The organism is Streptomyces sp. NPDC003300, from assembly GCF_040610915.1.
Lineage (GTDB): Bacteria > Actinomycetota > Actinomycetes > Streptomycetales > Streptomycetaceae > Actinacidiphila.
The window spans coordinates 1-26,792 of sequence record NZ_JBEXNE010000037.1; the positions used below are offsets into that span (position 1 = coordinate 1).

General features: G+C 72.8%; 24 protein-coding genes. 21 read left to right on the forward strand and 3 right to left on the reverse strand.

Annotation, left to right across the window (positions count from 1 at the left end; genetic code table 11):
• Positions 1 to 342: 342 nt before the first annotated feature.
• Together ABZX65_RS33260 and ABZX65_RS33265 are read left to right on the forward strand one after the other, a co-directional pair.
• On the forward strand, positions 343 to 1,062 hold the full coding sequence (locus tag ABZX65_RS33260) for a gamma-glutamyl-gamma-aminobutyrate hydrolase family protein (protein ID WP_355348714.1): 720 nt from the start codon (positions 343 to 345) through the stop codon (positions 1,060 to 1,062).
• A 9-nt stretch (positions 1,063 to 1,071) separates the two neighbouring features.
• Positions 1,072 to 2,433 (forward strand): replication-associated recombination protein A, encoded by a 1,362-nt coding sequence (locus ABZX65_RS33265; protein ID WP_355348717.1) that lies wholly within the window; start codon positions 1,072 to 1,074, stop codon positions 2,431 to 2,433.
• 12 nt (positions 2,434 to 2,445) lie between these two features.
• Here the strand turns inward: ABZX65_RS33265 and ABZX65_RS33270 are convergent, their stop codons facing one another.
• Complete coding sequence (locus ABZX65_RS33270; RefSeq protein ID WP_355348848.1) at positions 2,446 to 3,165, reverse strand: DUF2470 domain-containing protein; 720 nt, start codon at positions 3,163 to 3,165, stop codon at positions 2,446 to 2,448.
• Between the two features lie 133 nt (positions 3,166 to 3,298).
• Here ABZX65_RS33270 and rpsD point away from each other — a divergent pair, with 133 nt between their 5' ends.
• Positions 3,299 to 3,913 carry a 30S ribosomal protein S4 gene (gene rpsD / locus ABZX65_RS33275; RefSeq protein WP_188285197.1) on the forward strand — a complete coding sequence of 205 codons (615 nt, stop codon included), beginning with the start codon at positions 3,299 to 3,301 and terminating at the stop codon, positions 3,911 to 3,913.
• Between the two features lie 180 nt (positions 3,914 to 4,093).
• Here rpsD and ABZX65_RS33280 read toward each other — a convergent pair whose 3' ends face one another.
• Positions 4,094 to 6,256, reverse strand: coding sequence for a regulator (locus ABZX65_RS33280; protein ID WP_355348721.1), 2,163 nt, complete (start codon positions 6,254 to 6,256; stop codon positions 4,094 to 4,096).
• Between the two features lie 291 nt (positions 6,257 to 6,547).
• On the opposite strand from ABZX65_RS33280, the gene ABZX65_RS33285 reads away from it, so the two are divergent.
• From ABZX65_RS33285 to fusA, 16 genes are all read left to right on the forward strand, one after another.
• Positions 6,548 to 7,027 carry a DUF948 domain-containing protein gene (locus ABZX65_RS33285; RefSeq protein WP_355348725.1) on the forward strand — a complete coding sequence of 160 codons (480 nt, stop codon included), beginning with the start codon at positions 6,548 to 6,550 and terminating at the stop codon, positions 7,025 to 7,027.
• A 6-nt stretch (positions 7,028 to 7,033) separates the two neighbouring features.
• A complete protein-coding gene (locus tag ABZX65_RS33290) occupies positions 7,034 to 7,339 on the forward strand; it encodes a DUF6167 family protein (protein ID WP_188285194.1) in 306 nt (101 codons plus the stop codon).
• Positions 7,339 to 10,008 (forward strand): alanine--tRNA ligase, encoded by a 2,670-nt coding sequence (gene alaS / locus ABZX65_RS33295; protein WP_355348728.1) that lies wholly within the window; start codon positions 7,339 to 7,341, stop codon positions 10,006 to 10,008. Before ABZX65_RS33290 ends, alaS begins: the two co-directional genes overlap by 1 nt.
• 44 nt (positions 10,009 to 10,052) lie before the next feature.
• Positions 10,053 to 10,517, forward strand: coding sequence for a Holliday junction resolvase RuvX (gene ruvX, locus ABZX65_RS33300; protein WP_355348851.1), 465 nt, complete (start codon positions 10,053 to 10,055; stop codon positions 10,515 to 10,517).
• Positions 10,518 to 10,619: 102 nt separating this feature from the next.
• Complete coding sequence (gene mltG / locus ABZX65_RS33305; protein WP_355348731.1) at positions 10,620 to 12,551, forward strand: endolytic transglycosylase MltG; 1,932 nt, start codon at positions 10,620 to 10,622, stop codon at positions 12,549 to 12,551.
• Between the two features lie 18 nt (positions 12,552 to 12,569).
• Positions 12,570 to 13,418 (forward strand): shikimate dehydrogenase, encoded by an 849-nt coding sequence (locus ABZX65_RS33310; RefSeq protein ID WP_355348734.1) that lies wholly within the window; start codon positions 12,570 to 12,572, stop codon positions 13,416 to 13,418.
• Between the two features lie 136 nt (positions 13,419 to 13,554).
• On the forward strand, positions 13,555 to 14,739 hold the full coding sequence (aroC, locus tag ABZX65_RS33315) for a chorismate synthase (protein WP_355348737.1): 1,185 nt from the start codon (positions 13,555 to 13,557) through the stop codon (positions 14,737 to 14,739).
• Entirely contained in the window at positions 14,736 to 15,251 is a 516-nt protein-coding gene (locus ABZX65_RS33320) for a shikimate kinase (RefSeq protein ID WP_355348740.1), read from the forward strand. The genes aroC and ABZX65_RS33320 overlap by 4 nt, the downstream gene beginning before the upstream one ends.
• Positions 15,248 to 16,354: a 3-dehydroquinate synthase gene (gene aroB, locus ABZX65_RS33325; protein WP_355348743.1), complete on the forward strand. Its 1,107-nt coding sequence runs from the start codon at positions 15,248 to 15,250 to the stop codon at positions 16,352 to 16,354. Before ABZX65_RS33320 ends, aroB begins: the two co-directional genes overlap by 4 nt.
• On the forward strand, positions 16,351 to 16,791 hold the full coding sequence (gene aroQ / locus ABZX65_RS33330) for a type II 3-dehydroquinate dehydratase (protein WP_355348746.1): 441 nt from the start codon (positions 16,351 to 16,353) through the stop codon (positions 16,789 to 16,791). The genes aroB and aroQ overlap by 4 nt, the downstream gene beginning before the upstream one ends.
• 129 nt (positions 16,792 to 16,920) lie before the next feature.
• A complete protein-coding gene (locus ABZX65_RS33335; RefSeq protein ID WP_188285186.1) occupies positions 16,921 to 17,625 on the forward strand; it encodes an AAA family ATPase in 705 nt (234 codons plus the stop codon).
• 168 nt (positions 17,626 to 17,793) lie between these two features.
• Positions 17,794 to 18,897 carry a M24 family metallopeptidase gene (locus ABZX65_RS33340; protein ID WP_355348750.1) on the forward strand — a complete coding sequence of 368 codons (1,104 nt, stop codon included), beginning with the start codon at positions 17,794 to 17,796 and terminating at the stop codon, positions 18,895 to 18,897.
• A gap of 55 nt (positions 18,898 to 18,952) precedes the next feature.
• The gene (gene efp, locus ABZX65_RS33345) at positions 18,953 to 19,519 is read left to right on the forward strand and encodes an elongation factor P (protein ID WP_188285184.1); all 567 of its coding nucleotides are present in this window, start codon (positions 18,953 to 18,955) and stop codon (positions 19,517 to 19,519) included.
• A gap of 2 nt (positions 19,520 to 19,521) precedes the next feature.
• On the forward strand, positions 19,522 to 19,947 hold the full coding sequence (nusB, locus tag ABZX65_RS33350) for a transcription antitermination factor NusB (protein WP_355348754.1): 426 nt from the start codon (positions 19,522 to 19,524) through the stop codon (positions 19,945 to 19,947).
• Positions 19,948 to 20,055: 108 nt separating this feature from the next.
• Entirely contained in the window at positions 20,056 to 21,519 is a 1,464-nt protein-coding gene (locus ABZX65_RS33355) for an aminotransferase class V-fold PLP-dependent enzyme (protein WP_355348757.1), read from the forward strand.
• A gap of 470 nt (positions 21,520 to 21,989) precedes the next feature.
• Complete coding sequence (fusA, locus tag ABZX65_RS33360; protein ID WP_355348760.1) at positions 21,990 to 24,050, forward strand: elongation factor G; 2,061 nt, start codon at positions 21,990 to 21,992, stop codon at positions 24,048 to 24,050.
• A gap of 298 nt (positions 24,051 to 24,348) precedes the next feature.
• On the opposite strand, the gene bldD is transcribed toward fusA, so the two are convergent.
• Entirely contained in the window at positions 24,349 to 24,849 is a 501-nt protein-coding gene (bldD, locus tag ABZX65_RS33365) for a transcriptional regulator BldD (protein ID WP_033174517.1), read from the reverse strand.
• Between the two features lie 185 nt (positions 24,850 to 25,034).
• Here bldD and pyrR point away from each other — a divergent pair, with 185 nt between their 5' ends.
• Together pyrR and ABZX65_RS33375 are read left to right on the forward strand one after the other, a co-directional pair.
• Positions 25,035 to 25,700, forward strand: coding sequence for a bifunctional pyr operon transcriptional regulator/uracil phosphoribosyltransferase PyrR (gene pyrR / locus ABZX65_RS33370; RefSeq protein ID WP_355348764.1), 666 nt, complete (start codon positions 25,035 to 25,037; stop codon positions 25,698 to 25,700).
• Between the two features lie 80 nt (positions 25,701 to 25,780).
• Positions 25,781 to 26,791, forward strand: coding sequence for an aspartate carbamoyltransferase catalytic subunit (locus ABZX65_RS33375; protein WP_355348767.1), 1,011 nt, complete (start codon positions 25,781 to 25,783; stop codon positions 26,789 to 26,791).
• The last annotated feature ends 1 nt before the right edge of the window (position 26,792 follow it).

A 26,792-nucleotide genomic window follows, 5' to 3' on the forward strand; every position in this document is an offset into this window, starting at 1 on the left:
CCAGTGAATGTCTCCACCCACAATGGCTCAGCCCGCAACACCCCACCCATACAGAAGGAATGCCCCATCACGGACGTTCTGCAACAACCTTTAGGGCGTGTCCGTAAAGTCTCGTCTGGCTGGCGGCGCCTGGCACGCACGCTCGCTGCGTTGTCGGGCTCATCCGAATAGGCCCACTATGAGGACGGCCCTACGCCTTGCGATCGCACGCACCAGACACCGCCAGCCCCGCCCTCCGGGCGGACGACGAGACTTTACGGACACGCCCTAGCACCGGGGCGGACGATCGCGCCGGTTAAGGTACGAGTCCGGACCATTGGCCGACGCGGGAGGACGGGGACGGTGCCGAGGACGCTGCTGGTGGGGGTCACCACCTATCTGGAGCGGGCGCGCTGGGGGCTGTGGGACACCTCCGCCGTCCTGCTGCCCGCCGTCTACCCGCGCCTGGTGCAGGCCGCGGGCGCCGTCGCCGTCCTGCTGCCGCCCGACGCGGCCGAGCGCGCACCGGCGGCCGTCGCGCGGATGGACGCGGTGATCGTGGCGGGCGGCCCCGACATCGCGCCCGAGCACTACGGCGCACCACGGCACCCGCGCACCGGGCCGCCCGCACCGGAGCGCGACGGCTGGGAGTCGGCCGTCCTGCGCGCCGCCCTGGACGCGGCCGTCCCCGTCCTCGGGATCTGCCGCGGCATGCAACTCATGAACGTGCTGTACGGCGGCACGCTCGTCCAGCACCTGCCGGACCGCGTCGGCCACGACGCCCACGCCCCCGCGCCCGGCGTCTTCGGCGAGCACCGCGTCACGCCCGTGCCCGGCACCCTGCTGGCCCGCGTACTGCCGGGCCCCCAGGACGTGCCCACCTACCACCACCAGGCCGTCGACCGCCTCGGCGACGGCCTCACCGCCGCCGCGCACTCCGACGACGGCACCGTCGAGGCCGTCGAGGCGCCCGGCGAACGCTTCGCCCTCGGCGTGCAGTGGCACCCCGAGAACGGCACCGACCCGCGCCTGGTCCACGCCCTGCTCGCCGCCGCCGACCGGGCTGTCACACCCAGCGCATAGGCTGCCGGAGTGGAGCCAGATCTGTTCACCGCAGCCGCAGAGGACCGTCACGAGCGGGATCCGGGCAGCAGCCCGCTCGCCGTACGGATGCGGCCCCGTACCCTCGACGAGGTCGTCGGCCAGCAGCACCTGCTGCGCCCCGGCTCCCCGCTGCGCCGCCTGGTGGCCGACGGCGGGGGACCGGCGGGCGCGTCCTCGGTGATCCTGTGGGGGCCGCCGGGCACCGGGAAGACCACGCTGGCGTACGTGGTCAGCAAGGCCACCGACAAGCGCTTCGTCGAACTCTCGGCGATCACCGCGGGCGTCAAGGAGGTCCGCGCGGTCATCGAGAGCGCCAAGCGCCAGGCGGGCGGGTACCAGCGCGAGACCGTGCTGTTCCTGGACGAGATCCACCGCTTCAGCAAGGCCCAGCAGGACTCCCTGCTGCCCGCCGTCGAGAACCGCTGGGTCACCCTGATCGCGGCCACCACGGAGAACCCGTACTTCTCGATCATCTCGCCGCTGCTGTCCCGCTCCCTGCTGCTCACCCTCGAACCGCTCACCGACGACGACCTCCGCGGTGTGCTGCGCCGCGCGGTGACCGACGAGCGCGGTCTGGGCGGCGCGGTGACGCTGCCGGACGACGCGGAGGAGCACCTGCTGCGGATCGCCGGCGGCGACGCGCGGCGCGCCCTGACCGCCCTGGAGGCGGGTGCGGGCTCCGCCCTGGACAAGGGCGAGGACACGCTCACCCTGGCCACCCTCGAAGAGTCCGTCGACCGGGCCGCCGTGCGCTACGACCGCGACGGCGACCAGCACTACGACGTGGCCAGCGCCCTCATCAAGTCCATCCGCGGCTCCGACGTGGACGCCGCCCTGCACTACCTCGCCCGCATGATCGACGCGGGCGAGGACCCGCGTTTCATCGCGCGGCGCCTGATGATCTCCGCCAGCGAGGACATCGGCCTCGCCGACCCCACCGCCCTGCCCACCGCCGTCGCCGCCGCCCAGGCCGTCGCCATGATCGGCTTCCCCGAGGCCGCGCTGACCCTCAGCCACGCCACCATCGCGCTGGCGCTCGCGCCGAAGTCCAACGCGGCCACCACCGCGATCGGCGCGGCGCTGGCGGACGTACGGGCGGGCAAGGCGGGACCCGTGCCCGCGCACCTGCGCGACGGCCACTACAAGGGCGCCGCCAAGCTCGGCCACGCCCAGGGGTACGTCTACCCGCACGACGTGCCCGGCGGCATCGCCGCGCAGCAGTACGCGCCGGACGAACTGCGCGACCGCCGCTACTACGAGCCGACCCGGCACGGCACGGAGGCCCGTTACGCGGACGTCCTGGACCGGGTCCGCGCCCGGCTCGCGGGCGAGGCCCCGGCCTCGGACTGACACACCCCCGGATCAGCAGTCGCGGGCCGCGTCGAAGAGGGCGTGCATCGAGCGGCGCAGCCCGTCGCGGTCGCGGACGGGTTCGGGGAAGTCGAAGCGGGCGTCGAAGACGCTGTTGTCGCCGGTGAAGCGCACGCGCAGCCCGAAGCGGTCGAGCGCCAGCGGCACGGCGCTCAGCGTCGGGCGCGAGCCCGCGAAGGCGCCGTCGCAGGACGCCTCGCGGCGGCCGACGAGGGCGCACAGCAGACCCACCTGGGCGCTGTGGGCGGCGGCGAGGTGCTGGAGCAGTTCGCTCTCGTACTCCGCGAGCGGGTCGGCGGCGGCGTCGGCGAACTCGTCGGGCTCGACCAGGGCGGCGCCCCACAGGTCGTCCAGTGAGATCTCGCCGGTCTCCAGGCGGAGCAGCGTCGTACCGGACTCCATCGCGCCGCCGGGGACGGGTGTCAGCCAGCCCGCGACCCAGGCCCTGCCGCGGATCCGGTGCGGCACCGCGACCGGCGCCACATCCGTGATCTCCAGCACAGCCTCGATCTCCTCGCCGCCCGCGGCCCGCACCACGCGCACGGCGGGGGATTCGTCGGGGAACAGCAGGAACACGTCGCCGGTGGGCCCCACGGAGCGGCGCACCGGGGTCATGACGTCGGATCCGGCCGTGGCCAGGCCGGGAATCGTCACGACGGCGGACGAGTTATTCTCGACGAGAGTTCGCGCGCGTTCGGCTGCCGAGGGCAGCCGGGGCGCTTCTTCCACTTCGGGACGCGGCTGACCATGTGCTGGTACGCCAGGCATGGGGTTCCCGGGTCGAAACATGCGTTCTCCTCAGCTAAGGTAAGCCTTACCTAATTTACACGGAGGTTCCACGCACGTGAATCAGTCGCGTCCCAAGGTCAAGAAGTCCCGGGCGCTGGGCATCGCGCTCACCCCCAAGGCGGTCAAGTACTTCGAGGCCCGCCCCTACCCGCCCGGTGAGCACGGTCGCGGTCGCAAGCAGAACAGCGACTACAAGACCCGGCTGCTGGAGAAGCAGCGGCTGCGCGCGCAGTACGACATCAGCGAGCGGCAGATGCAGCGCGCGTACGACCGCGCCAAGAAGGTCTCCGGCAAGCGGACCGGCGAGGCCCTGATCATCGAGCTGGAGCGGCGTCTGGACGCCCTCGTGCTCCGTGCCGGTCTGGCCCGGACGATCTACCAGTCCCGCCAGATGGTCGTGCACGGCCACATCGAGGTCAACGGCCGCAAGGTCGACAAGCCGTCCTTCCGGGTCAGCCCGGACGACGTCGTGACCGTCCGCGAGCGCTCCCGCGAGAAGACGCCGTTCATCGTCGCCCGCGAAGGCGGCTGGGCCGGTGAGGGCGAGGCCCCTCGCTACCTCCAGACCAACCTCCAGGCCCTCGCCTTCCGCCTGGACCGGGACCCCAACCGCAACGAGATCCCCGTCATCTGCGACGAGCAGCTCGTCGTCGAGTACTACGCCCGCTGACCCCCTCCGGGGAGGTCGCCGAGGTGGGGCGCCGCGCTCCGTACGGGAGGCGGTCGCCCCCCGGGGCGCGGTCAACCGGCCGGTGGCAAGCGGCCCCGGGGTAGGCGGTGACGTCGCCGCCGTCGTGGTCGGTCGTGTAGCGCGTCCTCCAGCCGCCGCTGGGAAGCACCCCCGTCCCCCTCACTCGGGGGCGACCACCTCCGCGGGGGCCGCGCTCCTGGCGGGGGCCTTCCGGGCGGGACGCTCGCGGGTGGCGGCGGCGGGCGACGGGCGGTGGAGGGCGCGGTGGACCGCCGCGTCCAGCCCGAACCGCTCGCCTTCGCTCAGGGCGGCGGCGTAGGCGTCGTCACCCAGCGCCGCCCGCACCCGCGCCTCGCACAGCACGTGCGGGGCGTTGAAGAAGCGGGAGCCGAACAGGCGCAGGCCGACCGAGGCCCACAGGCGCCCCGCGGCGCCCTGGAGGACCGCGGCCTCGTGCGGGGCGCCCTCGTCCTCGGTGATGAGGGCCAGCAGTTCCAGGGCGAGCACCGCGCCGACCAGGTCGCGGAAGGCGTGGTCGATGGCCAGCGCCTCCTCGGCCAGCCGCCGCGCCTCCGCGCGGTCGCCGCCGAGCCAGGCGGCGTAACCGAGGACGTAGAGCGCGTAGGCCAGCGTCCAGCGCTCCCCGTGATCGTGGCAGATGTCGCGGGCCTCCGCGGCGAGGGTCACCGCCTGGTCCAGGTCGCCCTGGAAGGCCACCGCCATCGCCAACTCGACCTGCGCCATGAGGACGTTGCTGTTGAGTTCGCCGATCCGGCGGTAGCGCAGCAGCGCGTCCCCGATGAACCGCTCGGCCCGCGGCATGTCGTCGGAGACCAGCGCGAGGCAGCCCAGCCGGTGGACCGCGTACGCCATCGCCGTACCGTTGTCGGCCGCCTCGGCCTCGCTGCGGCACTGCTGGAGCACGTCGAGCGCGGTGACCGAGTCGCCCTGGAGCAGCGTCACATAGCCGTACACCCACATCGCCTTGGCGCGCGCCTCCGAGCGCCCCGCGGCGAGGTCGAGGGCCCGCTCCAGCCAGTGCCTGCCCTCCGCGAGCCGCCCGCAGCCGACCCAGCAGAACCACAAGGTGCCCGCCAGATACTGGCCGACGGCCGGGTCCTCCGGCGGCCGGTCCGCGGCGCCGTCCAGGCTGAACTCCAACGCCAGCCGGAGATTGGGCAGTTCGGCCTCGACCCGCGCGGCCACCTCCGACTGCCGGGGGCTGAACCAGTCCAGCTCGCACCAGGTGGCCAGACCCAGGTACCAGTCGCGGTGCCGCCGCCGCATCCGTACGTCGTCGCCGAGCGCGGCCAGCCAGCCCGCGCCGTACTCGCGGACCGTGTCCAGCATCCGGTAGCGCACCAGACCGTCGGCGCCCTCCTCGCGGCTGAGCACCGACTGGTCGACCAGCGCGGACACCGTCTCCACGATGTCCTCCTCGGCCAGGTCGGGACCCGCGCACACGTACTCCACCGCGTCCAGGTCGAACCGTCCGGCGAAGACCGACAGCCGCGCCCACAGCAGCCGCTGGCCCGGCGTGCACAATTCGTGGCTCCAGCCGATCGCCGTACGCAGCGCGCGGTGCCGGGCGGGCGCGGTGGGGTCGCCGCCGGTCAGCAGCCGGAAGCGGTCGTCGAGCCGTTCGAGCACCTGCTCCACCGACAGCGCCCGCAGCCGGACCGCCGCCAGTTCGAGGGCGAGCGGAAGGCCGTCGAGCCGGGCGCACAGCTCCAGGACGGGACCGCTGTTGGCCGGTGTCACGGTGAAGCCCGGCAGCACGGCCGCGGCGCGCTCGGCGAACAGCCGCACGGCGTCGCTGCGGGCGTCCGGCGCGGGCAGCGGCGCCAACGGCAGCAGCCGCTCCCCGGTGATGCCCAGCGGCCTGCGGCCGGCCGCCAGCACCCGCAGCCCCGGCGCGCGGCGCAGCAACTCCGCGGCGAGGGAGGCCACTTCGGCGTGCACCCGGTCGTAGCCGTCGAAGACCAGCAGCAGCTCGCGGCCGGCCAGCCGCTCGGTCAGCACCGAACGCGTCGAGCGGGTGGTGTGGTCCGCCAGCCGCAGCGCCTCCGCGACCGCGTGGTCCAGCAGCGACGCGTCGCCGAGCCCGGACAGGTCGACCAGCCAGACGCCGCCGAGGAAACGGTCCTGCGCGTGCCTGGCGGCCCGCAGCGCCAGCCGCGTCTTGCCCACCCCGCCGACCCCGGTCACGGTGCTCAGCCGGGACTCCGCCGCCGGCGACAACAGCGCGTCGAGCGCCGCGAGTTCGGACGTCCTGCCGACGAAGCCGGTCAGCTCGGCGGGGAGGTTACCCACAGTCTCCATGGTGTACGGAGCGTACTTGACTGTGCGCGGACCGTACAATCCCGTCGCCGAGTAGTGGTATAACGCCCGCGCTTGCCCGGTTGTGGGACAGCCCCGGCGCGCGCGTAATGCGGTACGGACGCGCAGGCCCGGCGCGATAGGGTCGGAGGCCGATGTCGTGGTGAAAACCAGCCGCGGACCGCGGTCGTGAGAAGCGGCCGTGGAAGCGGTCGCGGGAAGCAGCCGTGAGAAGCGGCCGAAACAGCGCGGCGAAGTGTCCGTGAGATGCCGACGGTGAGGGAGCGGAGCAACGTGTCCGGTGCAGAGGTGGCTGGCCTCATCGTGGCGGTCTTCTGGGCGATCCTGGTGTCGTTCCTGGCCGTTGCGCTGGCCAGGCTCGCCCAGACGCTCAAGCGGACCAGCGAACTCGTGGCAGGCATCACCGAGCAGGCCGTACCGCTGCTCGGCGACGCCTCCGACGCGCTGCGCACCGCCCACAGCCAGCTCGACCGGGTCGACACCATCACCGCGGAGGTCGCCGAGGTGACGGCCAACGCCTCCGCGCTCTCCTCCACCGTCGCGTCGGCCTTCGGCGGACCCCTGGTGAAGGTCGCCGCCTTCAGCTACGGCGTACGGCGCGCGGTCGGCCTGCGGACCTCCGGCGGAGCGGGCGCGGGCGCGGCGGCCAACGGCGCGGCGGGCACCGACCGCTCCCGTGCCAGGACCGTCAAGGCAGGCAAGGTGCTCCCCGCCGCCCGGCGCGGCGGCCGTCGCAACCGCTCGAAGGACTGAGGCCACATGTTCCGCCGTATGTTCTGGTTCGTCACCGGCGCCGCCACCGGCGTCTGGGCCACCACCAAGGTCAACCGGGCGCTGCGCCGCCTCACGCCCGAGAGCCTCGCGGCGACCGCGGCCGACCGCGCGCTGGAGACCGGCGCGCGGCTGCGGGTGTTCGCCCAGGACGTACGGGCGGGCATGACGCAGCGCGAGAGCGAGCTCCAGGACGCGCTCGGCCTCACCGGCAGCGCCCCGCAATCCGAAATCCCGTCCGAACTCCCGGCACCGCGCCGGAGCATTGCGTACAACCGGAAGGACGAACACTGATGGAGTCGGCAGAAATCCGCCGCCGCTGGCTGCGCTTCTTCGAGGAGCGCGGGCACACCGTTGTCCCTTCGGCGTCGCTCATCGCGGACGACCCGACTCTGCTGCTGGTCCCGGCGGGCATGGTCCCGTTCAAGCCGTACTTCCTCGGTGAGGTCAAGCCGCCCTTCGACCGCGCCACCAGCGTGCAGAAGTGCGTCCGCACCCCGGACATCGAAGAGGTCGGCAAGACCACCAGGCACGGCACGTTCTTCCAGATGTGCGGCAACTTCTCCTTCGGCGACTACTTCAAGGAAGGCGCCATCAAGTACGCCTGGGAGCTGCTCACCGGCTCCCTGGAGGACGGTGGCTACGGCCTGGAGGCCGACCGGCTCTGGATCACCGTCTACCAGGAGGACGACGAGGCCGAGCAGATCTGGCGCGACGTCATCGGCGTCCCCGCCGAGCGCATCCAGCGCCTCGGCATGGGCCCCAACTTCTGGTCCATGGGCGTCCCCGGACCCTGCGGCCCCTGCTCCGAGATCAACTACGACCGCGGCCCCGAGTTCGGCGTCGAGGGCGGTCCCGCCGTCAACGACGAGCGGTACGTGGAGATCTGGAACCTGGTCTTCATGCAGTACGTGCGCGGCGCCGGTGAGGGCAAGGAGAGCTTCCCGATCCTCGGCGACCTGCCCAGCAAGAACATCGACACCGGCCTCGGCCTCGAACGCCTCGCGATGATCCTGCAGGGCGTGCAGAACATGTACGAGACCGACACCCTGCGCGTCGTCATGGACCGCGCCACCGAACTGACCGGCGTGCGCTACGGCCAGGCCCACGACACCGACGTGTCGCTGCGCGTGGTCGCCGACCACATCCGCACCTCCGTGATGCTGATCGGCGACGGCGTCACCCCCGGCAACGAGGGCCGCGGCTACGTCCTGCGCCGCATCATGCGCCGCGCCATCCGCAATATGCGGCTGATGGGCGCCACCGGACCGGTCGTCGCCGAACTGGCCGACGTCGTCATCAAGACCATGGGCGAGCAGTACCCGGAGCTGATCTCGGACCGCAAGCGGATCGAGACGGTCGCCATCGCCGAGGAGACCGCCTTCCTCAAGGCCCTCAGCGGCGGCACCAACATCCTCGACACCGCCATCACCGAGACCAAGTCGGCCGGCGGCAGCGTGCTCCCCGGCGACAAGGCGTTCCTGCTCCACGACACCTGGGGCTTCCCGATCGACCTCACCCTCGAAATGGCCTCGGAACAGGGCCTGTCGGTGGACGAGGAGGGCTTCCGCCGCCTGATGAAGGAGCAGCGGGACCGCGCCAAGGCCGACGCCCGCGCCAAGAAGACCGGCCACGCCGACCTGTCCGCCTACCGCGAGGTCGCCGACCGCTCCGGCAGCACCGAGTTCACCGGCTACACCCAGAACCACAACGAGGCCACCGTCGTCGGCCTGCTGGTCGACGGCGTCCCGTCGCCCGCCGCCACCGAGGGCGACGAGATCGAAGTGGTGCTCGACCGCACCCCGTTCTACGCCGAGGGCGGCGGCCAGCTCGCCGACACCGGCCGCATCCGCGCCGACAACGGCGCGGTGATCGAGATCCGCGACGTCCAGCAGCCGGTGCCCGGCGTCAGCGTGCACAAGGGCGTCGTCCAGGTCGGCGAGGTCACCGTCGGGGCCGGGGTGCTGGCCCAGATCGACCTCGTACGCCGCCGCGCCATCGCCCGCGCCCACAGCGCCACCCACCTGACCCACCAGGCGCTGCGCGACGCCCTCGGCCCGACGGCCGCCCAGGCCGGTTCCGAGAACGCCCCCGGCCGCTTCCGCTTCGACTTCGGCTCCCCGGCCGCCGTCCCCGGCACCGTCCTCACCGACGTCGAGCAGAAGATCAACGAGGTGCTCGCCCGCGAACTGGACGTCACCGCCGAGGTCCTGCCGATCGCCGAGGCCAAGAGGCAGGGCGCCATCGCCGAATTCGGCGAGAAGTACGGCGAGCGGGTCCGGGTCGTCACCATCGGCGACTTCTCCAAGGAGCTGTGCGGCGGCACCCATGTGCACAACACCGCGCAGCTCGGCCTGGTGAAGCTGCTCGGCGAGTCCTCGATCGGCTCCGGCGTGCGCCGGGTCGAAGCCCTGGTCGGCGTGGACGCCTACCACTTCCTCGCCCGCGAGCACACGGTCGTCGCCCAGCTCACCGAGCTGGTCAAGGGCCGCCCCGAGGAGCTGCCCGACAAGATCTCCGGGATGCTCGCCAAGCTCAAGGACGCCGAGAAGGAGATCGAGCGCTTCCGCGCGGAGAAGGTCCTCCAGGCCGCCGCCGGGCTCGCCGAGAGCGCCGCCGACATCAAGGGCGTCGCCCTGGTCGCCGGTACGGTCCCCGAGGGCACCGGCGCCGACGACCTGCGCAAGCTCGTCCTCGACGTCCGCCAGCGGATCGGCGGCGGACGCCCCGGCGTCGTCGCCCTCTTCACCGTCGCCAACGGCCGCCCGCTGACCGTCATCGCCACCAACGATGCCGCCCGCGAGCGCGGCATCAAGGCCGGCGAGCTGGTCCGCACCGCCGCCAAGACCCTCGGCGGCGGAGGCGGCGGCAAGGACGACGTGGCCCAGGGCGGCGGCCAGAACCCGGCCGCGGTCCAGGACGCCGTCGAGGCCGTCCAGCGCCTGGTGGGCGAGAAGGCGTGACGGACGGTTCGCCGGATCCGAGCCGCCCGGGGCGGGAAGGCGGCATGAGGAGGGGCCGGAGGATCGCGGTGGATGTCGGGGACGCCCGCATCGGGGTCGCCTCGTGCGACCCCGACGGAATCCTCGCCACGCCGGTCGAGACGGTGCCCGGCCGCGACGTGCCCGCGGCGCTGCGGCGGCTCGCCGCGATCGTGGCGGAGTACGAGCCGATCGAGGTCGTCGTCGGGCTGCCGCGCTCCCTCAACGGGGGCGAGGGCCCGGCGGCGGCCAAGGTCCGCGGCTTCGCCCAGCATGTGGCGAAAGTCATCTCGCCGGTTCCGGTGCGCCTGGTGGACGAACGCATGAGTACGGTCACGGCCACGCAAGGGCTCCGCGCCTCCGGAGTGAAGGCGAAAAAGGGACGCTCCGTAGTGGATCAGGCTGCCGCGGTCATTATTTTGCAAAGTGCGCTGGAGACCGAACGGGTGTCGGGTAAAGCTCCGGGCGAGAGCGTCGAAGTGGTCATCTGATCGCGATACGGTAACGTCTCGCGCGACACGGCGGCGCCCCTCGGGCGCCGCCCGTTTCACAGGGTCGGCAAGCCGGTTGCAGACCGCGTACCAAGGGGACCGATGACTGACTATGGCCGGGGCGCCGGCTCCGAACCGTGGCATCCCGAGGACCCGCTCTTCGGTGACGGCTACGACCAGGCGCAGCAGCCCTACCCGCCGCAGCAGCAGGTGCAGTACCCGCAGGCGGAGTACGACCTCTACGCCACCGGTCAGCACCAGCAGCAGTACCCGCAGCAGCAGGGCGGCCAGCAGTACCCCCAGACCCCGCAGCAGTACGAGCAGCAGGGGTACCCGCAGCAGCAGCCGCAGCACCCGCAGGGGCAGTACCAGCCTCAGCAGCACCCCCAGCAGCACCCTCAACAGCAGCAGTACCCGCAGGCGCAGTACGACGGCTACGACACCGGCTCCCACTCGGTCGGCGGATACGGCCACCAGGACCCGTATGGCGGGCACCAGCCGCAGGATCCGTACGCGGGCGGCCCGCAGCCCGACTTCTACGGGCAGAACGGCTACCCGCCGCCGCAGCAGCCCCAGTACCGGCAGCAGCCGCAGGCGCCGTTCCAGGGCCAGGGGCCCGGGCAGGGGCCGGGCGGTCCGGGACAGGGCGGTCCGAATCAGGGCGCTCCGGGGCAGGGCCAGCCGCAGGCGCCGCTGCACGGCCAGGGCCAGCCACAGGGCCAGGGCCCGGCGCAGGGCACGCAAGGCGTCCAGGGGGCGCAGGACGGTCACCCGCAGGAACCGGGCGCGCGCCCGCTGCGGACGGCTCCGGGCAACACCGGCGACTGGGACGCGGGGGAGGACGACGACCCGCGCGAGCACGCCTTCTTCTCCGGCCGTGACGACGACGATGACGACGCCCCCGCGACCACCAGCACGAGCGGCGGCGGCAGGCGCGCGGGCAAGTCGGCCCCCGCCAAGGGCGGCAAGAAGCGCCGCAGCGGCTGCGCGTGCCTGGTCGTCCTGGTCGTCCTGGGCGGCGGCCTCGGCGGCGTCGGTTACTTCGGCTACAACTTCTACCAGGACCGCTTCGGCCCGGCCCCCGACTACTCGGGCAACGGGGCGGGCGAGGTCCAGGTCGAGATCCCCAAGGGCTCGACGATCACCACCATGGGCAACATCCTCAAGTCCGACGGTGTGGTCAAGAGCGTCGACGCCTTCACCGCCGCGGCCCGCAAGAACCCCAAGGGCCAGTTCATCCAGGCGGGCGTCTACGTCCTCAACAAGCAGATGTCGGCGGCCTCGGCCGTCACGATGATGCTCGACCCCAAGTCCCAGAACGCGATGATCATCGCCGAGGGCATGCGCGACGCGCAGATCTACGACGCCATCGACAAGCGTCTCGGCCTCTCCGCGGGCAGCACGAAGAAGGTCGCGCACGACCAGGCCAAGAACCTCGGACTGCCGGACTGGGCGGACACCAGCTCCAAGGTGAAGGACCCGCTGGAAGGTTTCCTCTTCCCGTCCCGCTACGGCGTCGCCAAGGGCATGAAGCCCGAAGCGCTGCTGCGCGAGATGGTCGGCGAGGCGAAGAAGCAGTACGCCCAGTTCGACATGGTCGCCGAGGCGAAGAAGCAGAATCTCAGCTCGCCGCTGCAACTGCTCACCGTCGCCAGCCTGGTGCAGGCCGAGGGCAAGACCGACGACGACTTCCGCAAGATGGCCAAGGTCGTCTACAACCGGATGGTCCCCACCAACAAGGAGACTTTCGGACTGCTCCAGTTCGACTCGACGTACAACTACATCAAGAACACCAGCGCCACGAACATCAGCCTCGCCAAGATCAAGTCCCTGGACGACCCGTACAACACGTACAAGTACAAGGGCCTGCCCCCGGGGCCGATCGGCAACCCGGGCGTCGACGCGCTGAAGGCGGCGATGAACCCCGACAGCGGGAACTGGTACTACTTCATCTCGCTGGACGGCAAGACGACCAAGTTCACCTCGACGCACGCCGAGTTCCAGAAGCTCTACGACCAGTACAACAGCCAGTAGGACCGGGGCACTTCTTCCGTGGACACGACCGGACACCCGGGCACCCGCCGTGCGGCGGTGCTCGGGTCACCCATCGCGCACTCGCTCTCCCCGGTGCTGCACCGGGCCGCGTTCGAGGCGATGGGCCTCGCCGACGCGTGGCGCTACGACCGCTTCGAGGTCGACGAGGCCGCGCTGCCCGGCTTCATCGGCGGCCTCGACCCCGCCGTCTGGCGCGGTCTGTCGCTGACGATGCCGCTCAAGCGGGCCGTGATCCCGCTGCTGGACGAGATCACCGAGACGGCCGCGTCCGTGGAGGCCGTCAACACGGTCGTGCTCGGCCCCGACGGCCGCCGCAGGGGCGACAACACCGATATCCCCGGCATGCTCGCCGCCCTGCGGGAGCGCGGCATCACCTCCGCGCCGTCCGCGGCGGTCCTCGGCGCCGGGGCCACCGCCTCCTCCGCGCTGGCCGCGCTCGCGCGGCTCGGCACGGCCGAGGTCACCGCGTACGTGCGCGGCCCGGCGCGCGCCGCCGAGATGCGGCAGTGGGGCGACCGCCTCGGTGTCGCCGTGCGCGTCGCCGACTGGGCCGACGCCGCCAAGGCCCTCGACGAGCCGCTGGTCATCGCCACCACCCCGGCCGGCGCCGCCGACCACCTCGCCGCCGCCGTCCCGCCCGCCCCCGGCGCCCTCTTCGACGTCCTCTACGCCCCCTGGCCCACCCCGCTGGCCGCCGCCTGGTCCCGCCGCGACGCCCCGGTCGTCGGCGGCCTCGACCTCCTGGTCCACCAGGCCGTCCTCCAGATCGAGCAGTACACCGGCCACGCCCCCGCCCCCCTCGCGGCCATGCGCGCGGCGGGCGAGGCCGCGCTGCCGCGGGGGTGACGGTTCCGGCCGGTCGCTGTCCGCACGGTGGACCGTGTCGGGGCACGGCACGTCGGCGTGGGAGGATCGGGGGACAGGACGGCACGCCGTTGCTCGGGGGCGGCCGGACCGGGACGCGCACATCGAGGGAGCACCGTTGAGCAGGTTGCGCTGGCTGACCGCGGGGGAGTCGCACGGACCCGCACTCGTCGCGACGTTGGAGGGGCTGCCGTCCGGGGTGCCGGTCACCACGGAGTTGGTGGCGGACGCGCTGGCGCGGCGGCGGCTGGGATACGGGCGCGGGGCGCGGATGAAGTTCGAGCGCGACGAGGTGACCTTCCTGGGCGGCGTACGGCACGGCCTCACCATGGGCAGCCCGGTGGCCGTGATGGTGGGCAACACCGAGTGGCCCAAGTGGGAACAGGTCATGTCGGCCGACCCGGTGGACCCGGAGATCCTGGCGGGCCTGGCGCGCAACGCGCCGCTGACCCGGCCGCGACCCGGCCACGCGGACCTGGCGGGAATGCAGAAGTACGACCTGGACGAGGCACGGCCGGTGCTGGAGCGGGCCAGCGCGCGGGAGACCGCGGCGCGGGTGGCGCTGGGCGCGGTCGCGCGGTCCTACCTGAAGGAGACCGCGGGCATCGAGATCGTCTCGCACGTGGTGGAACTGGCCGGGGCGAAGGCGCCCTACGGCGTGGTGCCGGTGCCCGGCGACGAGGAGCGGCTTGACGCGGACCCGGTGCGCTGCCTGGACGCGGACGCGAGCAAGGCGATGGTCGCGGAGATCGACCAGGCCCACAAGGACGGCGACACGCTCGGCGGCGTCGTGGAAGTGCTGGCGTACGGAGTGCCGGTCGGCCTCGGTTCGCACGTGCACTGGGACCGCAGGCTCGACGCACGGCTGGCCGCCGCGCTGATGGGCATCCAGGCGATCAAGGGCGTCGAGGTCGGCGACGGCTTCGACCTGGCCCGGGTGCCCGGCTCCAAGGCGCACGACGAGATCGTGCCGGGCCCCGACGGCGTCCGGCGCGCCTCCGGCAGGTCCGGCGGCACCGAGGGCGGCATGAGCACCGGAGAGGTGCTGCGGGTCCGCGCCGCGATGAAGCCGATCGCCACCGTGCCCCGCGCGCTCGCCACCATCGACGTCACCACCGGCGAGGTCGCCCAGGCCCACCACCAGCGCTCCGACGTGTGCGCGGTGCCCGCGGCGGGCATCGTCGCCGAGGCGATGGTCGCCCTGGTGCTGGCCGACGCGGTCGCCGAGAAGTTCGGCGGCGACTCGGTCGTACAGACCCGGCGCAGCGTCCGCGGCTTCCTCGACAACCTGGCGATCAAGTGACCGGCCCGGCGATCGTCCTCGTCGGCCCGCCCGGAGCGGGCAAGACCACCGTCGGCCGCGCGCTCGCCGACCGGCTGGGCACCACGTACCGCGACACCGACGCCGATGTGGAGGCCGTCGCGGGCAAGCCGATCCCCGAGATCTTCATCGACGACGGCGAGCCGCGTTTCCGCGAGCTGGAGCGCGCCGCGGTCCGCACCGCCGTCGCCGAGCACGAGGGAGTGCTGTCGCTGGGCGGCGGCGCCGTCATGGACGGCCCCACCCGCGACCTGCTGGCCGGTCTGCCGGTGGTCTTCCTCGACGTCGGCCTGCACCAGGCCGTCCGCCGCGTCGGCCTGGACGCGCCGCGCCCGCTGCTCGCGGTCAACCCGCGCCAGCAGTGGCGCGAGCTGATGGACGTACGCCGCCCGCTGTACACGGAGATCGCCCGCGCCGTGGTCAGCACCGACGACCGCACCCCCGAGGACGTGGCCGAGGCCGTCCTCGACGCACTCCAACTGAAGGACGCATGAGCGAGAACGACGCGGTGGCGCCCCCCACCCGTATCCAGGTCGGTGCCACGGCGGGCACCGAGGCGTACGAGGTGCTGGTCGGTCACCAGCTCCTCGGCGAACTGCCGGGACTGATCGGGCCCAAGGCGCGCCGGGTGGCCGTCCTGCACCCCGAGGCGCTGGCCGGGACCGGCGAGGCGATCCGTGAGGACCTCGCGGAGCAGGGCTTCGAGGCCATCGCCATCCAGCTCCCGAACGCCGAGGAGGCCAAGACCGCCGAGGTCGCCGCCTACTGCTGGAAGGCGCTCGGCCAGACCGGCTTCACCCGCACCGACGTGATCGTCGGCGTCGGCGGCGGCGCCACCACCGACCTGGCCGGTTTCGTGGCCGCGACCTGGCTGCGCGGAGTGCGCTGGATCGCCGTGCCCACCACCGTGCTCGGCATGGTCGACGCTGCCGTCGGCGGCAAGACCGGCATCAACACCGCGGAGGGCAAGAATCTCGTCGGCGCCTTCCACCCGCCCGCCGGAGTCCTCTGCGACCTCGCCGCGCTCGCCTCGCTGCCGGTCAACGACTACGTCAGCGGCCTCGCCGAGATCATCAAGGCCGGGTTCATCGCCGACCCCGGCATCCTCGACCTGATCGAGTCCGACCCGGCCGCCGCCCGCGGCCCGGAGGGCCCGCACACCGGCGAGCTGATCGAACGCGCCATCCGGGTCAAGGCCGAGGTCGTCTCCGCCGACCTCAAGGAGTCCGGCCTCCGCGAGATCCTCAACTACGGCCACACGCTGGCGCACGCGATCGAGAAGAACGAGCGCTACAACTGGCGGCACGGCGCCGCCGTCTCCGTCGGCATGGTCTTCGCCGCCGAACTCGGCCGCCTGGCCGGGCGGTTGGACGACGCGACCGCCGACCGGCACCGCGCCGTACTGGAGTCCGTCGGACTGCCGCTGACCTACCGCGGCGACCAGTGGCCGAAGCTGGTGGAGACCATGAAGGTCGACAAGAAGTCCCGCGGCGACATGCTGCGCTTCATCGTCCTCGACGGACTCGCCAAGCCGACCGTGCTGGAGGGCCCCGACCCGGCCGTCCTGCTCGCCGCCTACGGGGAGGTCTCCGCGTGACCACCCGCGTCCTGGTGCTCAACGGCCCCAACCTCGGGCGCCTCGGCTCCCGCGAGCCCGACGTCTACGGCGCGACCTCGTACGCCGGTCTGGTCGAGGAGTGCACCAAGCTCGGCGCCGAGCTGGGCTTCGACGTCGAGGTCCGCGAGACCAACGACGAGGCGGAGCTGATCGGCTGGCTGCACGAGGCGGCCGACGGCCGGATTCCCGTCGTCCTCAACCCCGGCGCCTTCACGCACTACTCCTACGCGATGCGCGACGCCGCCGCGCAGCGGACCGCGCCGCTGATCGAGGTGCACATCTCCAACCCGTACGCGCGCGAGGCGTTCCGGCACAACTCCGTCGTGGCCGCCGTCGCCTCCGGTACGGTCGCCGGATTCGGCATCGGCTCGTACCGGCTGGCGCTGCGCGCCCTCGCGGAGGACGGCGGCTCCTAGCGGGGCACCCTGGAGGAGCGCGGCTCGTTCACACAACGGCCGTCAGGGGCTGTACCGTTCCGTGTCGAACGGGTTCGTTACCAGCCGGTTCAAGAAGCTGGTCCTCCGTACGGGATGGAGTGGGGCGAGATGCAGCACGCTGTGGGGGCGCCGCAGCCCGGTGGCCCCACCCCGCCCCAGGGGACGGGCGTCAGTACGGGGCACTTCCCGTTGTCGTCGCCCGCGCCCGTGCAGGTCCCGGCGCCGCACGGCAACGGCTCGCTGTCCGGCGCCTCGCACGGCCCGATAGCCGTGCTGCTGATCGGCGCGGCGGGGGCGGGCAAGACGACGATCGCGCGGCACTGGGCCGACCACCGCGGCGCGCCGACCGCGCACATCAGCCTGGACGACGTACGCGAATGGGTGCGGGCCGGTTTCGCCGACCCGCAGGCGGGGTGGAACGAGCACTCCGAGGCGCAGTACCGGCTGGCCCGCCGCACCTGCGGCTTCGCCGCCCGTAATTTCCTGGCCAACGGCGTCTCCTGCATCATCGACGACGCCGTCTTCCCCGACCGCCCCGCCGTCGGCCTCGGCGGCTGGAAGCGGCACGTCGGGCCCGGCCTGCTCCCCGTCGTCCTGCTCCCGGGACTGGACGTCGTCCTGACCCGCAACGCGGAGCGCACCGGCAACCGCCGCCTGTCGGACGAGGAAGTCGCCCGGATCCACGGCCGTATGGCGGGCTGGTACGGCTCGGGCCTGCCCATCATCGACAACTCCCAGCTCGACGTGGTCTCCGCCGCCGCCGCCCTCGACCGCGTCGTGGCCCGCAGCGCCCAGGGCCCGCCCATCTGGTAGCCCGCCCGCACGATCCGGCGGCGGCGGGCGAGCGGCCCGCGTACGGGCTCACGCGGCAGGCGAGCCTTCGGCGGCACGGGCACGGGCGCGGGCGGCGGCCGACGGCCCGGCGCCACGGGTGGACGCGCTCAGGAAGCCGGGCCGCCGACGCGCCCATACGCTCGCCACATGTCCGAGGTGCACGCAGCACGCAGAGCACGGCTGCGCGACCGGTGCGCGGCGAACGGCGCGTCCGCCGCGCTGGTGACCCGTCCCGCGAACATCCGCTACCTGACCGGCTGCGCGCCGCAGGGCGCGGCGCTGCTGATCGGCCCGGACGACGACGCGCTGGTGCACCTCACACCGCCGCAGGACGACCGCGATGAACCGCTGCCCGGCGACCTGCGCGCGGTGGTGCTGGCGACGCCGGACGGCGACGCGGCGGTGGCCGCCGCCGACCTGGCCCGCGAGCACCGCGCCGACTCCCTGGCCGTCGAGGAGCACCACCTGACGGTGACCCGGCACCGGGCGATCAGCTCGGTCGTCGGCGCGCTCCCGCTGTCCGACCTCGGCGGCGCCGTCGAACAGCTCCGGCTGGTCAAGGACGAGCACGAGATCGCCAACCTCAGGATCGCCGCGGAGATCGCCGACCAGGCCCTCGGCGAGCTGCTGGAGTCGATCCTGGTCGGCCGCACCGAACGGCACCTCGCCCTGGAGCTGGAGCGCCGCCTGGTCGACCACGGCGCCGAGGGCCCCGCCTTCCGCACCTCCGTCGGCACCGGGCCGAACTCCGGCGCGCCCCGGCACGTGCCGACCGACCGCCGCGTCGAGGAGGGCGACTTCCTGACCGTCCGGCTCGGCGCCCGCTACCGCGGCTACCGCTGCGAAGTCGGCCGTACGTTCGTCATCGGCACCGCTCCCGCAGCCTGGCAGATCGACCTCTACGAGCTGGTGTTCGCCGCCCAGCGGGCCGGCCGCGAGGCGCTCGCACCCGGTGTGGCCTGCCGAGACGTCGACCACGCGACCCGGAGCCCGCTCACCGCCGCCGGCCACGCGGAGGGTCTGGCACAGTGGTCGGGACACGGCGTGGGTCTGGAAATCGACGAGGACCCTCGGCTGTCACCTGCGGCCATGGGTAAACTGGACGCTTGCGTGCCGGTCACCGTCGAACCGGGGGTCCACCTTCCGGGCCGCGGCGGTGTCCGCATCGACGACACACTCGTCGTACGTCCACTGGCGGACGGCGGGCCCGAGCTACTCACCATCACGACCAAGGAACTGCTCGCCCTGTGACGGGCGCGTGCCCTCCTCGGTCCCCGAAGCAGCACTTTCAGGAGATTCCGCAACCGTGGCCACCACGAACGACCTCAAGAACGGCCTCGTGCTCAAGCTCGACAGCGGCCAGCTCTGGACCGTAGTCGAGTTCCAGCACGTCAAGCCCGGCAAGGGCCCCGCCTTCGTGCGCACCAAGCTGAAGCACGTGCTCTCCGGGAAGGTCGTCGACAAGACCTTCAACGCGGGCGTGAAGGTCGAGACCGCCAACGTCGACAAGCGCGGCATGCAGTTCTCCTACAAGGACGGCACCGACTTCGTCTTCATGGACACCGAGACCTACGACCAGATCATCATCGCGCCCGAGACGGTCGGCGACGCCGCCAACTACCTCCTCGAGGGCTTCGAGGCGGTCGTGGCGATGTACGAGGGCTCCGCGCTCTACGTCGAGCTGCCCGCCTCCGTCGAGCTGGTCATCGAGTACACCGAGCCCGGCGTCCAGGGCGACCGCTCCACCGGCGGCTCCAAGCCCGCCCGCCTGGAGACCGGTTACGAGATCGGCGTCCCGCTCTTCATCACCACGGGTGAGAAGGTCAAGGTCGACACCCGTACGGGCGACTACCTCGGCCGGGTGAACAGCTAACCGTGGCTGCCCGGAACAAGGCCCGCAAGCGGGCCTTCCAGATCCTCTTCGAGGCGGAACAGCGGGGCGTCGACCCCAAGACCGCCATGGCGGACTGGATCCGGCTCGCCAGGACCGACGACCGGCAGCCGCCGGTCACCGAGTACACGATGCAGCTCGTCGAGGGCTGTGAGGCGCACGCCGAGCGGATCGACGAACTGCTGTCCAGCTACTCCGTCGGCTGGTCGCTCGACCGGATGCCGGTCGTGGACCGCAATGTGCTGAGGCTCGGCACGTACGAGCTGCTCTGGGAGGACGACGTCCCGGACGCGGTCGTGCTGGACGAGGCGGTGCAGCTCGCCAAGGAGTTCTCCACCGACGAGTCACCGGCCTTCGTCAACGGGCTGCTGGCCCGGCTGATGGAACTGAAGCCGACGCTCAAGCGGTAGGAACCGCGCCCGAGCGCCCGGCCCGTCCTTCCGGGCCCGAAGCAGAAGTTGAACAATATTCTGCTTCGGGCCTGGTGTGTGTCCTGGCGCTGGCCTAGATTCCCGCGCATGGACGAAACGGACGACCGGACCGACGACGCGATCCTGAAGCACCTCGCCGGACTGCGCGCCGCCGACCTGCCCGTGCACGGCGGACGGACGATGGCGTACGTCTACGACGCGGGACTCGACGGGCTCGACGATCTGGCGGCGAGCGCCCAGGCCGCCTTCGCGGGCGTCAACGGCCTCGACATGACCGCCTTCCCCAGCGTGGTCGCGCTGGAGAACGACGTCGTGGGGCGGGCGGCGGCCGTGCTCGGCGGCGGCCCGCGGACGGCGGGCACCTTCACCAGCGGCGGCACCGAGAGCTGCCTGCTGGCCGTCCTCACCGCCCGCGAGCACGCCCGCAGGACGCGCGGCGTCACCGCCCCCGAGATCGTGCTCCCCGTCACCGCGCACGCCGCCTTCCACAAGGCCGCGGCGCTCTTCGGACTCACCGTCGTGAGCGTCCCGGTGGACCCGGAGACCTTCCGGGTGCGGGCCGGGGACATGACAGCCGCCATCGGCCCCCGTACCGCCCTCGTCGTCGTCTCCGCGCCCTCCTACGCGCACGGCGTGCTCGACCCGGTCGCCGAGGTGGCGCGGGCGGCGGCCGAACGCGGCACGCTGTGCCACGTGGACGCCTGCATCGGCGGCTGGTACCTGGCGCACCGGCGGCTGGCCGACGGCATCGCGCCGCCGCCCGCCTTCGACCTCGCGGTGCCCGGCGTCACCTCGCTCTCGGTCGACCTGCACAAGTACGGCTACACGCCCAAGGGCGCCTCCGTGCTGCTCTTCCCGGACGCGGAACTGCGCAGGCACGGCTGGTTCGCGCACGCCTCCTGGCCGGGCTACCCGGTCGTCAACGCGACCTTGCAGGGCACCAAGTCCGCCGGGCCGCTCGCCGCCGCCTGGGCGGTGCTGCGCAGGGTCGGCACCGACGGGTACACCGACCTGTCCCGCCGCGTGCACGCGGCGACCGTACGGCTGGTCGAGGGGATCGGCCGGATCGAGGGGCTGCGGGTGCTCGGCGCCCCCGAGGCGTCGCTGGTGGCCGTCGCCTCCGCCGACCCGGCGCTCGACCCGTTCGTGGTCGCGGACGAGATGCGGCTGCTCGGCTGGTACCTCCAGCCGCAGCCCGCCTTCGGCGGCTCACCGTCCAATGTGCACCTCACGGTCACCGCCGCCGTCGCCGACCCGGACCGGATCGACGAACTCCTCGCCCACCTGGCCGACGCCGTGACCAGGGCACGCGCGTACGGCCCGACCGCCGTCGACCCCGGACTCGTGGAGTTGGCCGCCGCGCTCGACCCGGACACCCTCGGCCCCGACGAGGTGGCACTCGCCCTCCAGCTCGCGGGCGTCGGCCCCGGCGGCACGCTGCCCGACCGCATGGCCCCCGTCCTCGCCGTCCTCCAGGCCCTGCCCCCGCGCCTCACCGAGCGCCTGCTGCCCGAGGTCATCTCCCGGATGTACGCGAGCGCCCCGGCCTGACGCCGCCCGCCACCGAGCCCGCCCCGCCGCACCGGAAAAACCCGGTGCGGCGACCGGAGCCGCCTCCCTACACTCGGCACGCGTCCACGCGCCGCCACCATCGGACGGCGCGTGCCATGACGAGTGAACGGACCAGTGAGGGGAGCCCGGCCGTGCGTCACCGCAGCGCAGTCGTCGTTCCCCCGACCCGGCACCGGGTGATTCTGGTGTCTCGGTCCGCCCGGTGCCCGCTGCGCGGCCGGCACCGTGGCCCCGTGACGCCCGCCTGACCCCGTCGGGCCCCCGACCGATCCGCTCGACCCCGCCTCCCCGCCGCCCTGCCTGCCAGGCCCGCCGCCGTACCCGTACGCCCGGGCGCGGCTCGGCGCTACGGCCGCGCGGCTTCACGGCTCTCCGGACGGGGCCACATCGGTCGTACGTCACGACAATCGCGCCGCCACCTCACCGGATCATCCGAAAGGTCACAGGCCGTGCGCAGCAACCCGAACCGTCCGTCCGTACCGGCACTCGCCGACGTCAGGAACCTGGGCATCCTCGCCCACGTGGACGCGGGCAAGACCACCGTCACCGAACGGTTCCTCTACCTCACCGGCGCCACCCACAAGCGCGGCGAGGTCCACGACGGGACGACCGTCACCGACTTCGACTCCCAGGAGCGCGACCGCGGCATCACCATCTTCGCCGCCGCGGTGAGCTGCGAGTGGGACGGGCACTGGTTCAACCTGATCGACACCCCGGGGCACGTCGACTTCGCCGACGAGGTGGAGCGCTCGCTGCGGGTGCTCGACGGCGCCATCGCCGTGTTCGACGCCGTAGCGGGCGTCGAGCCGCAGAGCGAGTCGGTGTGGCGGCAGGCGGACCGGCACGGCGTGCCGCGGATCGTCTTCGTCAACAAGCTGGACCGCGCGGGCGCCGATCTGGACCGGGCGGTCGACTCCATCCGACGGCGGCTGCACACCGTCCCGCTGGTCGTCCAGCTCCCGATCGGCCGGGAGGACGGCTTCACGGGCGTCGTCGACCTGCTGCGGATGCGCGCCCTGGTCTGGACGGACGGCGGCGGCCCGCGCGAAGGCGCGGTGCCCGACGAGCTGAAGCAGGAGGCGGACCGGCGGCGACGGCTGCTGGAGGAGACGGTGGCGGAGCTGCACCCGGCCGCGCTGGAGGAATTCTGCGCGCGCTCGGCGCTGTCGGAGCCGACCCTGACGGCGGCCCTGCGCGACCTCACCCGCGGCGGAGAGGGCGTCGTGGTCCTCTGCGGCTCGGCTTACCGCGACCGCGGCATCGAACCGCTGCTGGACGCGGTGGCGGCCTATCTGCCGTCGCCGCTGGACGTGCCCCCGGTCCGGGGCACGCTCGACGGCGAAACGCGCGAACGCGCGGCCGACCCGGCGGAACCCTTCGCCGGGCTGGTGTTCAAGGTCAACTCGACCGCCACCGGGCGGCTGACCTGCCTGCGGGTCTACGCGGGAGCGATCAGGAAGGGAGACACGGTGCTGGACGCGGGCACCGGGCGCGGCGAGCGGATCGGCCGCATCCTGCGGCTGCACGCCGACCGGCAGACCGAGCTGGAACAGGCGGTCGCCGGGGACATCGTCGCGGTGGTCGGGCCGAAGGCCGCCCGCGCGGGCACCACGCTGTGCGCGCCGGGCGCCCCGCTGGTGCTCGAACCCCCGGTGGCGGCCGACCCGGTCGTCTCCGTCGCGGTCGAGGCCGCCCGCAACACCGACACCGAACGGCTGGTGTCGGCGCTCGCACGGCTGGTCGAGGAGGACCCGTCGCTCGCTGTCAGGACCGATCCCGAGACCGGCCAGATGGTGCTCGCGGGCATGGGCGAACTGCACCTGGAGGTCGCGGTGGAGAAGATCCGCCGCGCCCACGGCCTGGAGGTCGGCGTCGGCCGCCCGCAGGTCGCCTACCGGGAGACGGTCGTCCGCGGGGTGACGGGCCATGTCCACCGGCATGTCAAACAGGACGGCGGGGCGGGGCAGTTCGCCCATGTCGTCATCGATGTGGCGCCGCTCGGCGCCGAGGAGGGGGAGGAGGAGTTCGTGTTCACCTCGACGGTGACCGGTGGCCGGGTGCCGCGCGAGTACGTTCGCGCGGTCAAGGACGGCTGCCGTGACGCTCTCGCGCAGGGGCCGCTGGGCGGTCACCCCGTGACGGGGGTGCGCGTCACGCTGACGGACGGGGCGACCCATGCGAAGGACTCCTCGGAGCTGGCTTTCCGCACGGCGGGCCGTTTCGCGCTCCGCGAGGCGCTGCGGGCCTCCGCGATGGTGCTGCTGGAACCGGTGACCGAGGTGACGGTCACCGTGCCCGAGAGCGCCGTGGGCGCCGTCCTCGGCGACCTGGCCGCGCGCCGCGGCCGGGTGACCGCCTCCGGCGTGGTGGCCATGGGCTCCACGGTCCTCACGGCGACCGTCCCCCTGGCCGAGCTGTTCGGTTACGCCACCGGGCTGCGGAGCCGCACGCATGGTCGTGGCACCTTCAGCACCTGCCCCGCGGGCTACCTCCCGGCCCCGTCGCGGTGACCAGGACCCCGGGGGTGCCGCTTGCGGTGTCGTCCCGAGTGCGGCGCCGCGTCGGCTGAGTGCGCGGTTCCCCGCGCCCCCCGGGGACGCTGTTCCCCGCGCCCGCGGGGAGTCGTCCGCTGCCCGGAAGACCGGAGGGCGGACCCGTCAGGGGTGCGGGGAACAGCGCGACAAGCCGCGGCGGACCGCGCCTCTCGGGGCGGGTGGCCCGGAACGCGGAGCCGCCCGGTGCGGGCCCCGGGAAGGGGTCCGCACCGGGCGGCGGGACGTTTCTGCACTATTCGGGCGAGCCGGGCGCCTAGCCCTCTTCGTGCTGGACCGCGCGCCGCGCGTCGGCGTCGAGGACGCCCCAGCCGATGAGCTGCTCGGTGAGTACGGACGGCGACTGGTCGTAGATCACGGCCAGGGTGCGGAGGTCGTCCTGGCGGATCGACAGCACCTTGCCGTTGTAGTCGCCGCGCTGGCTCTGGATCGTGGCGGCGTACCGCTGGAGAGGCCCGGCCTTCTCCGGCGGGACCTGGGACAGGCGCTCCAGGTCGAGGACGAGCTTCGGGGGCGGCTCGGCCGCCCCGCCGGGGGTCGTACCCGGCAGCAACTCCTGGACCGGAACTCCGTAGAAGTCCGCAAGCTCGGCGAGTCGCTGCACGGTCACGGCACGGTCGCCGCGCTCGTACGAGCCCACGACCACTGCCTTCCAGCGGCCCTGGGACTTCTCCTCGACGCCGTGCAGGGACAGGCCCTGCTGCGTGCGGATGGCCCGGAGCTTTGCTCCGAGCTGCTTGGCGTAATCGCTGGACATATGGCTCCCCGGACGGAAACTCGGTGACTCACTGTGAGGTTACGCAGCGTAATCCGTGCTCGTCAAGCCGGAAAGGGCCGATCGGTCGCTGACCTGGGCGCTCTGCGCCACCTGATACCGTTGCCGCGTACCCCTGACGTCCTTTAATGCCCGTCCCGTGAGGCGGGGAAGGAGGTCCCCGACCCATGGTCGAAGACCGCAGTACCCCGGAAGACCGCGATACCGCCGAGTGGAACCCCGCGCCCGCCCGTCCGGTGCTCGAAGCACCCGACATCGCGCGCGTCCTCACCCGTATCGCCCACGAGATCGTGGAACGCGCCAAGGGCGCGGACGACGTGGTGCTCCTCGGCATCCCGACCCGCGGCGTCTACCTGGCGCAGCGCCTGGCGGCCAAGCTCGCCGAGATCACCGGCCGCACGACGGCCGTCGGCTCCCTCGACATCACCATGTACCGCGACGACCTGCGGCTGCACCCGGCGCGCGCGCTGGCCCGCACCGAGATCCCGGCCACCGGGATCGACGGCAGGCTCGTCGTCCTCGTCGACGACGTGCTCTTCTCCGGCCGCACCATCCGCGCCGCCCTCGACGCGCTCAACGACATCGGCCGCCCCCGCGCCGTACAGCTCGCGGTCCTGGTCGACCGCGGCCACCGCGAACTGCCGATCAGGGCCGACTACGTCGGCAAGAACCTGCCCACCTCGCTGCGCGAGACCGTCAAGGTCCAGCTCACCGAGGAGGACGGCCGCGACACCGTCCTGCTCGGCCAGAAGGACGACAAGGACCGCGACCGGCGCGACCGCCGTGACCGGGACGACGCGGCGCCGCGCGAGGGCCTCCCGGCGGACGACTAGCGCACCCAGGACAGGACCCCCGCCGGGGTCCTGTGCTTCCGCGCGCCCTGACCCGCCCCAGCACCCCCGGAGTGACCCGTATGAAGCGCCACCTGATCTCGGCCGCCGACCTCAGCCGCGACGACGCCCTCCTCGTACTCGACACCGCCGAGGAAATGGCCCGCGTCGCCGACCGGCCCATCAAGAAACTGCCCACCCTGCGCGGCCGTACCGTCGTCAACCTCTTCTTCGAGGACTCGACGCGGACCCGCATCTCCTTCGAGGCCGCCGCCAAGCGGCTCTCCGCCGACGTCATCAACTTCTCCGCCAAGGGCTCCTCGGTCTCCAAGGGCGAATCCCTCAAGGACACCGCGCTGACCCTGGAGGCGATGGGCGCCGACGCCGTCGTCATCCGGCACGGCTCGTCCGGCGCGCCGCACCGCCTGGCCACCTCCGGCTGGATCAACGGCTCGGTGGTCAACGCGGGCGACGGCACCCACGAACACCCCACGCAGGCACTGCTGGACGCCTTCACCATGCGCCGCCACCTGTCCGGCGTCGGCCGCGACCTGGAGGGCCGCCGCGTCACCATCGTCGGCGACATCCTGCACAGCCGGGTCGCCCGCTCCAACGTGCTGCTGCTCAACACCCTCGGCGCGCGCGTCACCTTGGTCGCCCCGCCGACCCTGCTGCCGATCGGCGTCGAGCAGTGGCCGTGCGAGGTCAGCTACGACCTCGACGCGGTGCTCGCCAAGACCGACGCGCTGATGATGCTGCGCGTGCAGAGCGAGCGGATGAACGCCGCCTTCTTCCCCACAGAGCGCGAGTACACCCGGCGTTACGGCGTGGACGGACTGCGGATGGCGGTGCTGCCCGAGCACGCCATCGTCATGCACCCGGGGCCGATGAACCGCGGCATGGAGATCACCGCCGAGGTCGCCGACTCGCCGCGCTGCACCGTCGTGGAACAGGTCGCCAACGGCGTCAGCACCCGGATGGCCGTGCTGTACCTGCTGCTCGGCGGCTCGGAACCGGCCATCGCCACCACCGCGCCCGTCCCCGAGACCGCACCCGCGACGACCGGCCCCGCCCGTACCGAGGAGAGCAAGTAAC

Excerpts from the sequence above, each read along its gene's own strand:
- ABZX65_RS33340 (WP_355348750.1), top strand. The coding sequence starts at position 17,794 with ATGTCCGAGGTGCACGCAGCACGCAGAGCACGGCTGCGCGACCGGTGC.
- ABZX65_RS33290 (WP_188285194.1), top strand. The coding sequence starts at position 7,034 with ATGTTCCGCCGTATGTTCTGGTTCGTCACCGGCGCCGCCACCGGCGTC.
- ABZX65_RS33335 (WP_188285186.1), top strand. The coding sequence starts at position 16,921 with ATGCAGCACGCTGTGGGGGCGCCGCAGCCCGGTGGCCCCACCCCGCCC.
- ruvX (WP_355348851.1), top strand. The coding sequence starts at position 10,053 with ATGAGGAGGGGCCGGAGGATCGCGGTGGATGTCGGGGACGCCCGCATC.
- pyrR (WP_355348764.1), top strand. The coding sequence starts at position 25,035 with ATGGTCGAAGACCGCAGTACCCCGGAAGACCGCGATACCGCCGAGTGG.
- bldD (WP_033174517.1), bottom strand. The coding sequence starts at position 24,849 with ATGTCCAGCGATTACGCCAAGCAGCTCGGAGCAAAGCTCCGGGCCATC.
- ABZX65_RS33375 (WP_355348767.1), top strand. The coding sequence starts at position 25,781 with ATGAAGCGCCACCTGATCTCGGCCGCCGACCTCAGCCGCGACGACGCC.
- alaS (WP_355348728.1), top strand. The coding sequence starts at position 7,339 with ATGGAGTCGGCAGAAATCCGCCGCCGCTGGCTGCGCTTCTTCGAGGAG.
- mltG (WP_355348731.1), top strand. The coding sequence starts at position 10,620 with ATGACTGACTATGGCCGGGGCGCCGGCTCCGAACCGTGGCATCCCGAG.
- ABZX65_RS33280 (WP_355348721.1), bottom strand. The coding sequence starts at position 6,256 with ATGGAGACTGTGGGTAACCTCCCCGCCGAGCTGACCGGCTTCGTCGGC.
- ABZX65_RS33355 (WP_355348757.1), top strand. The coding sequence starts at position 20,056 with ATGGACGAAACGGACGACCGGACCGACGACGCGATCCTGAAGCACCTC.
- aroB (WP_355348743.1), top strand. The coding sequence starts at position 15,248 with ATGAGCGAGAACGACGCGGTGGCGCCCCCCACCCGTATCCAGGTCGGT.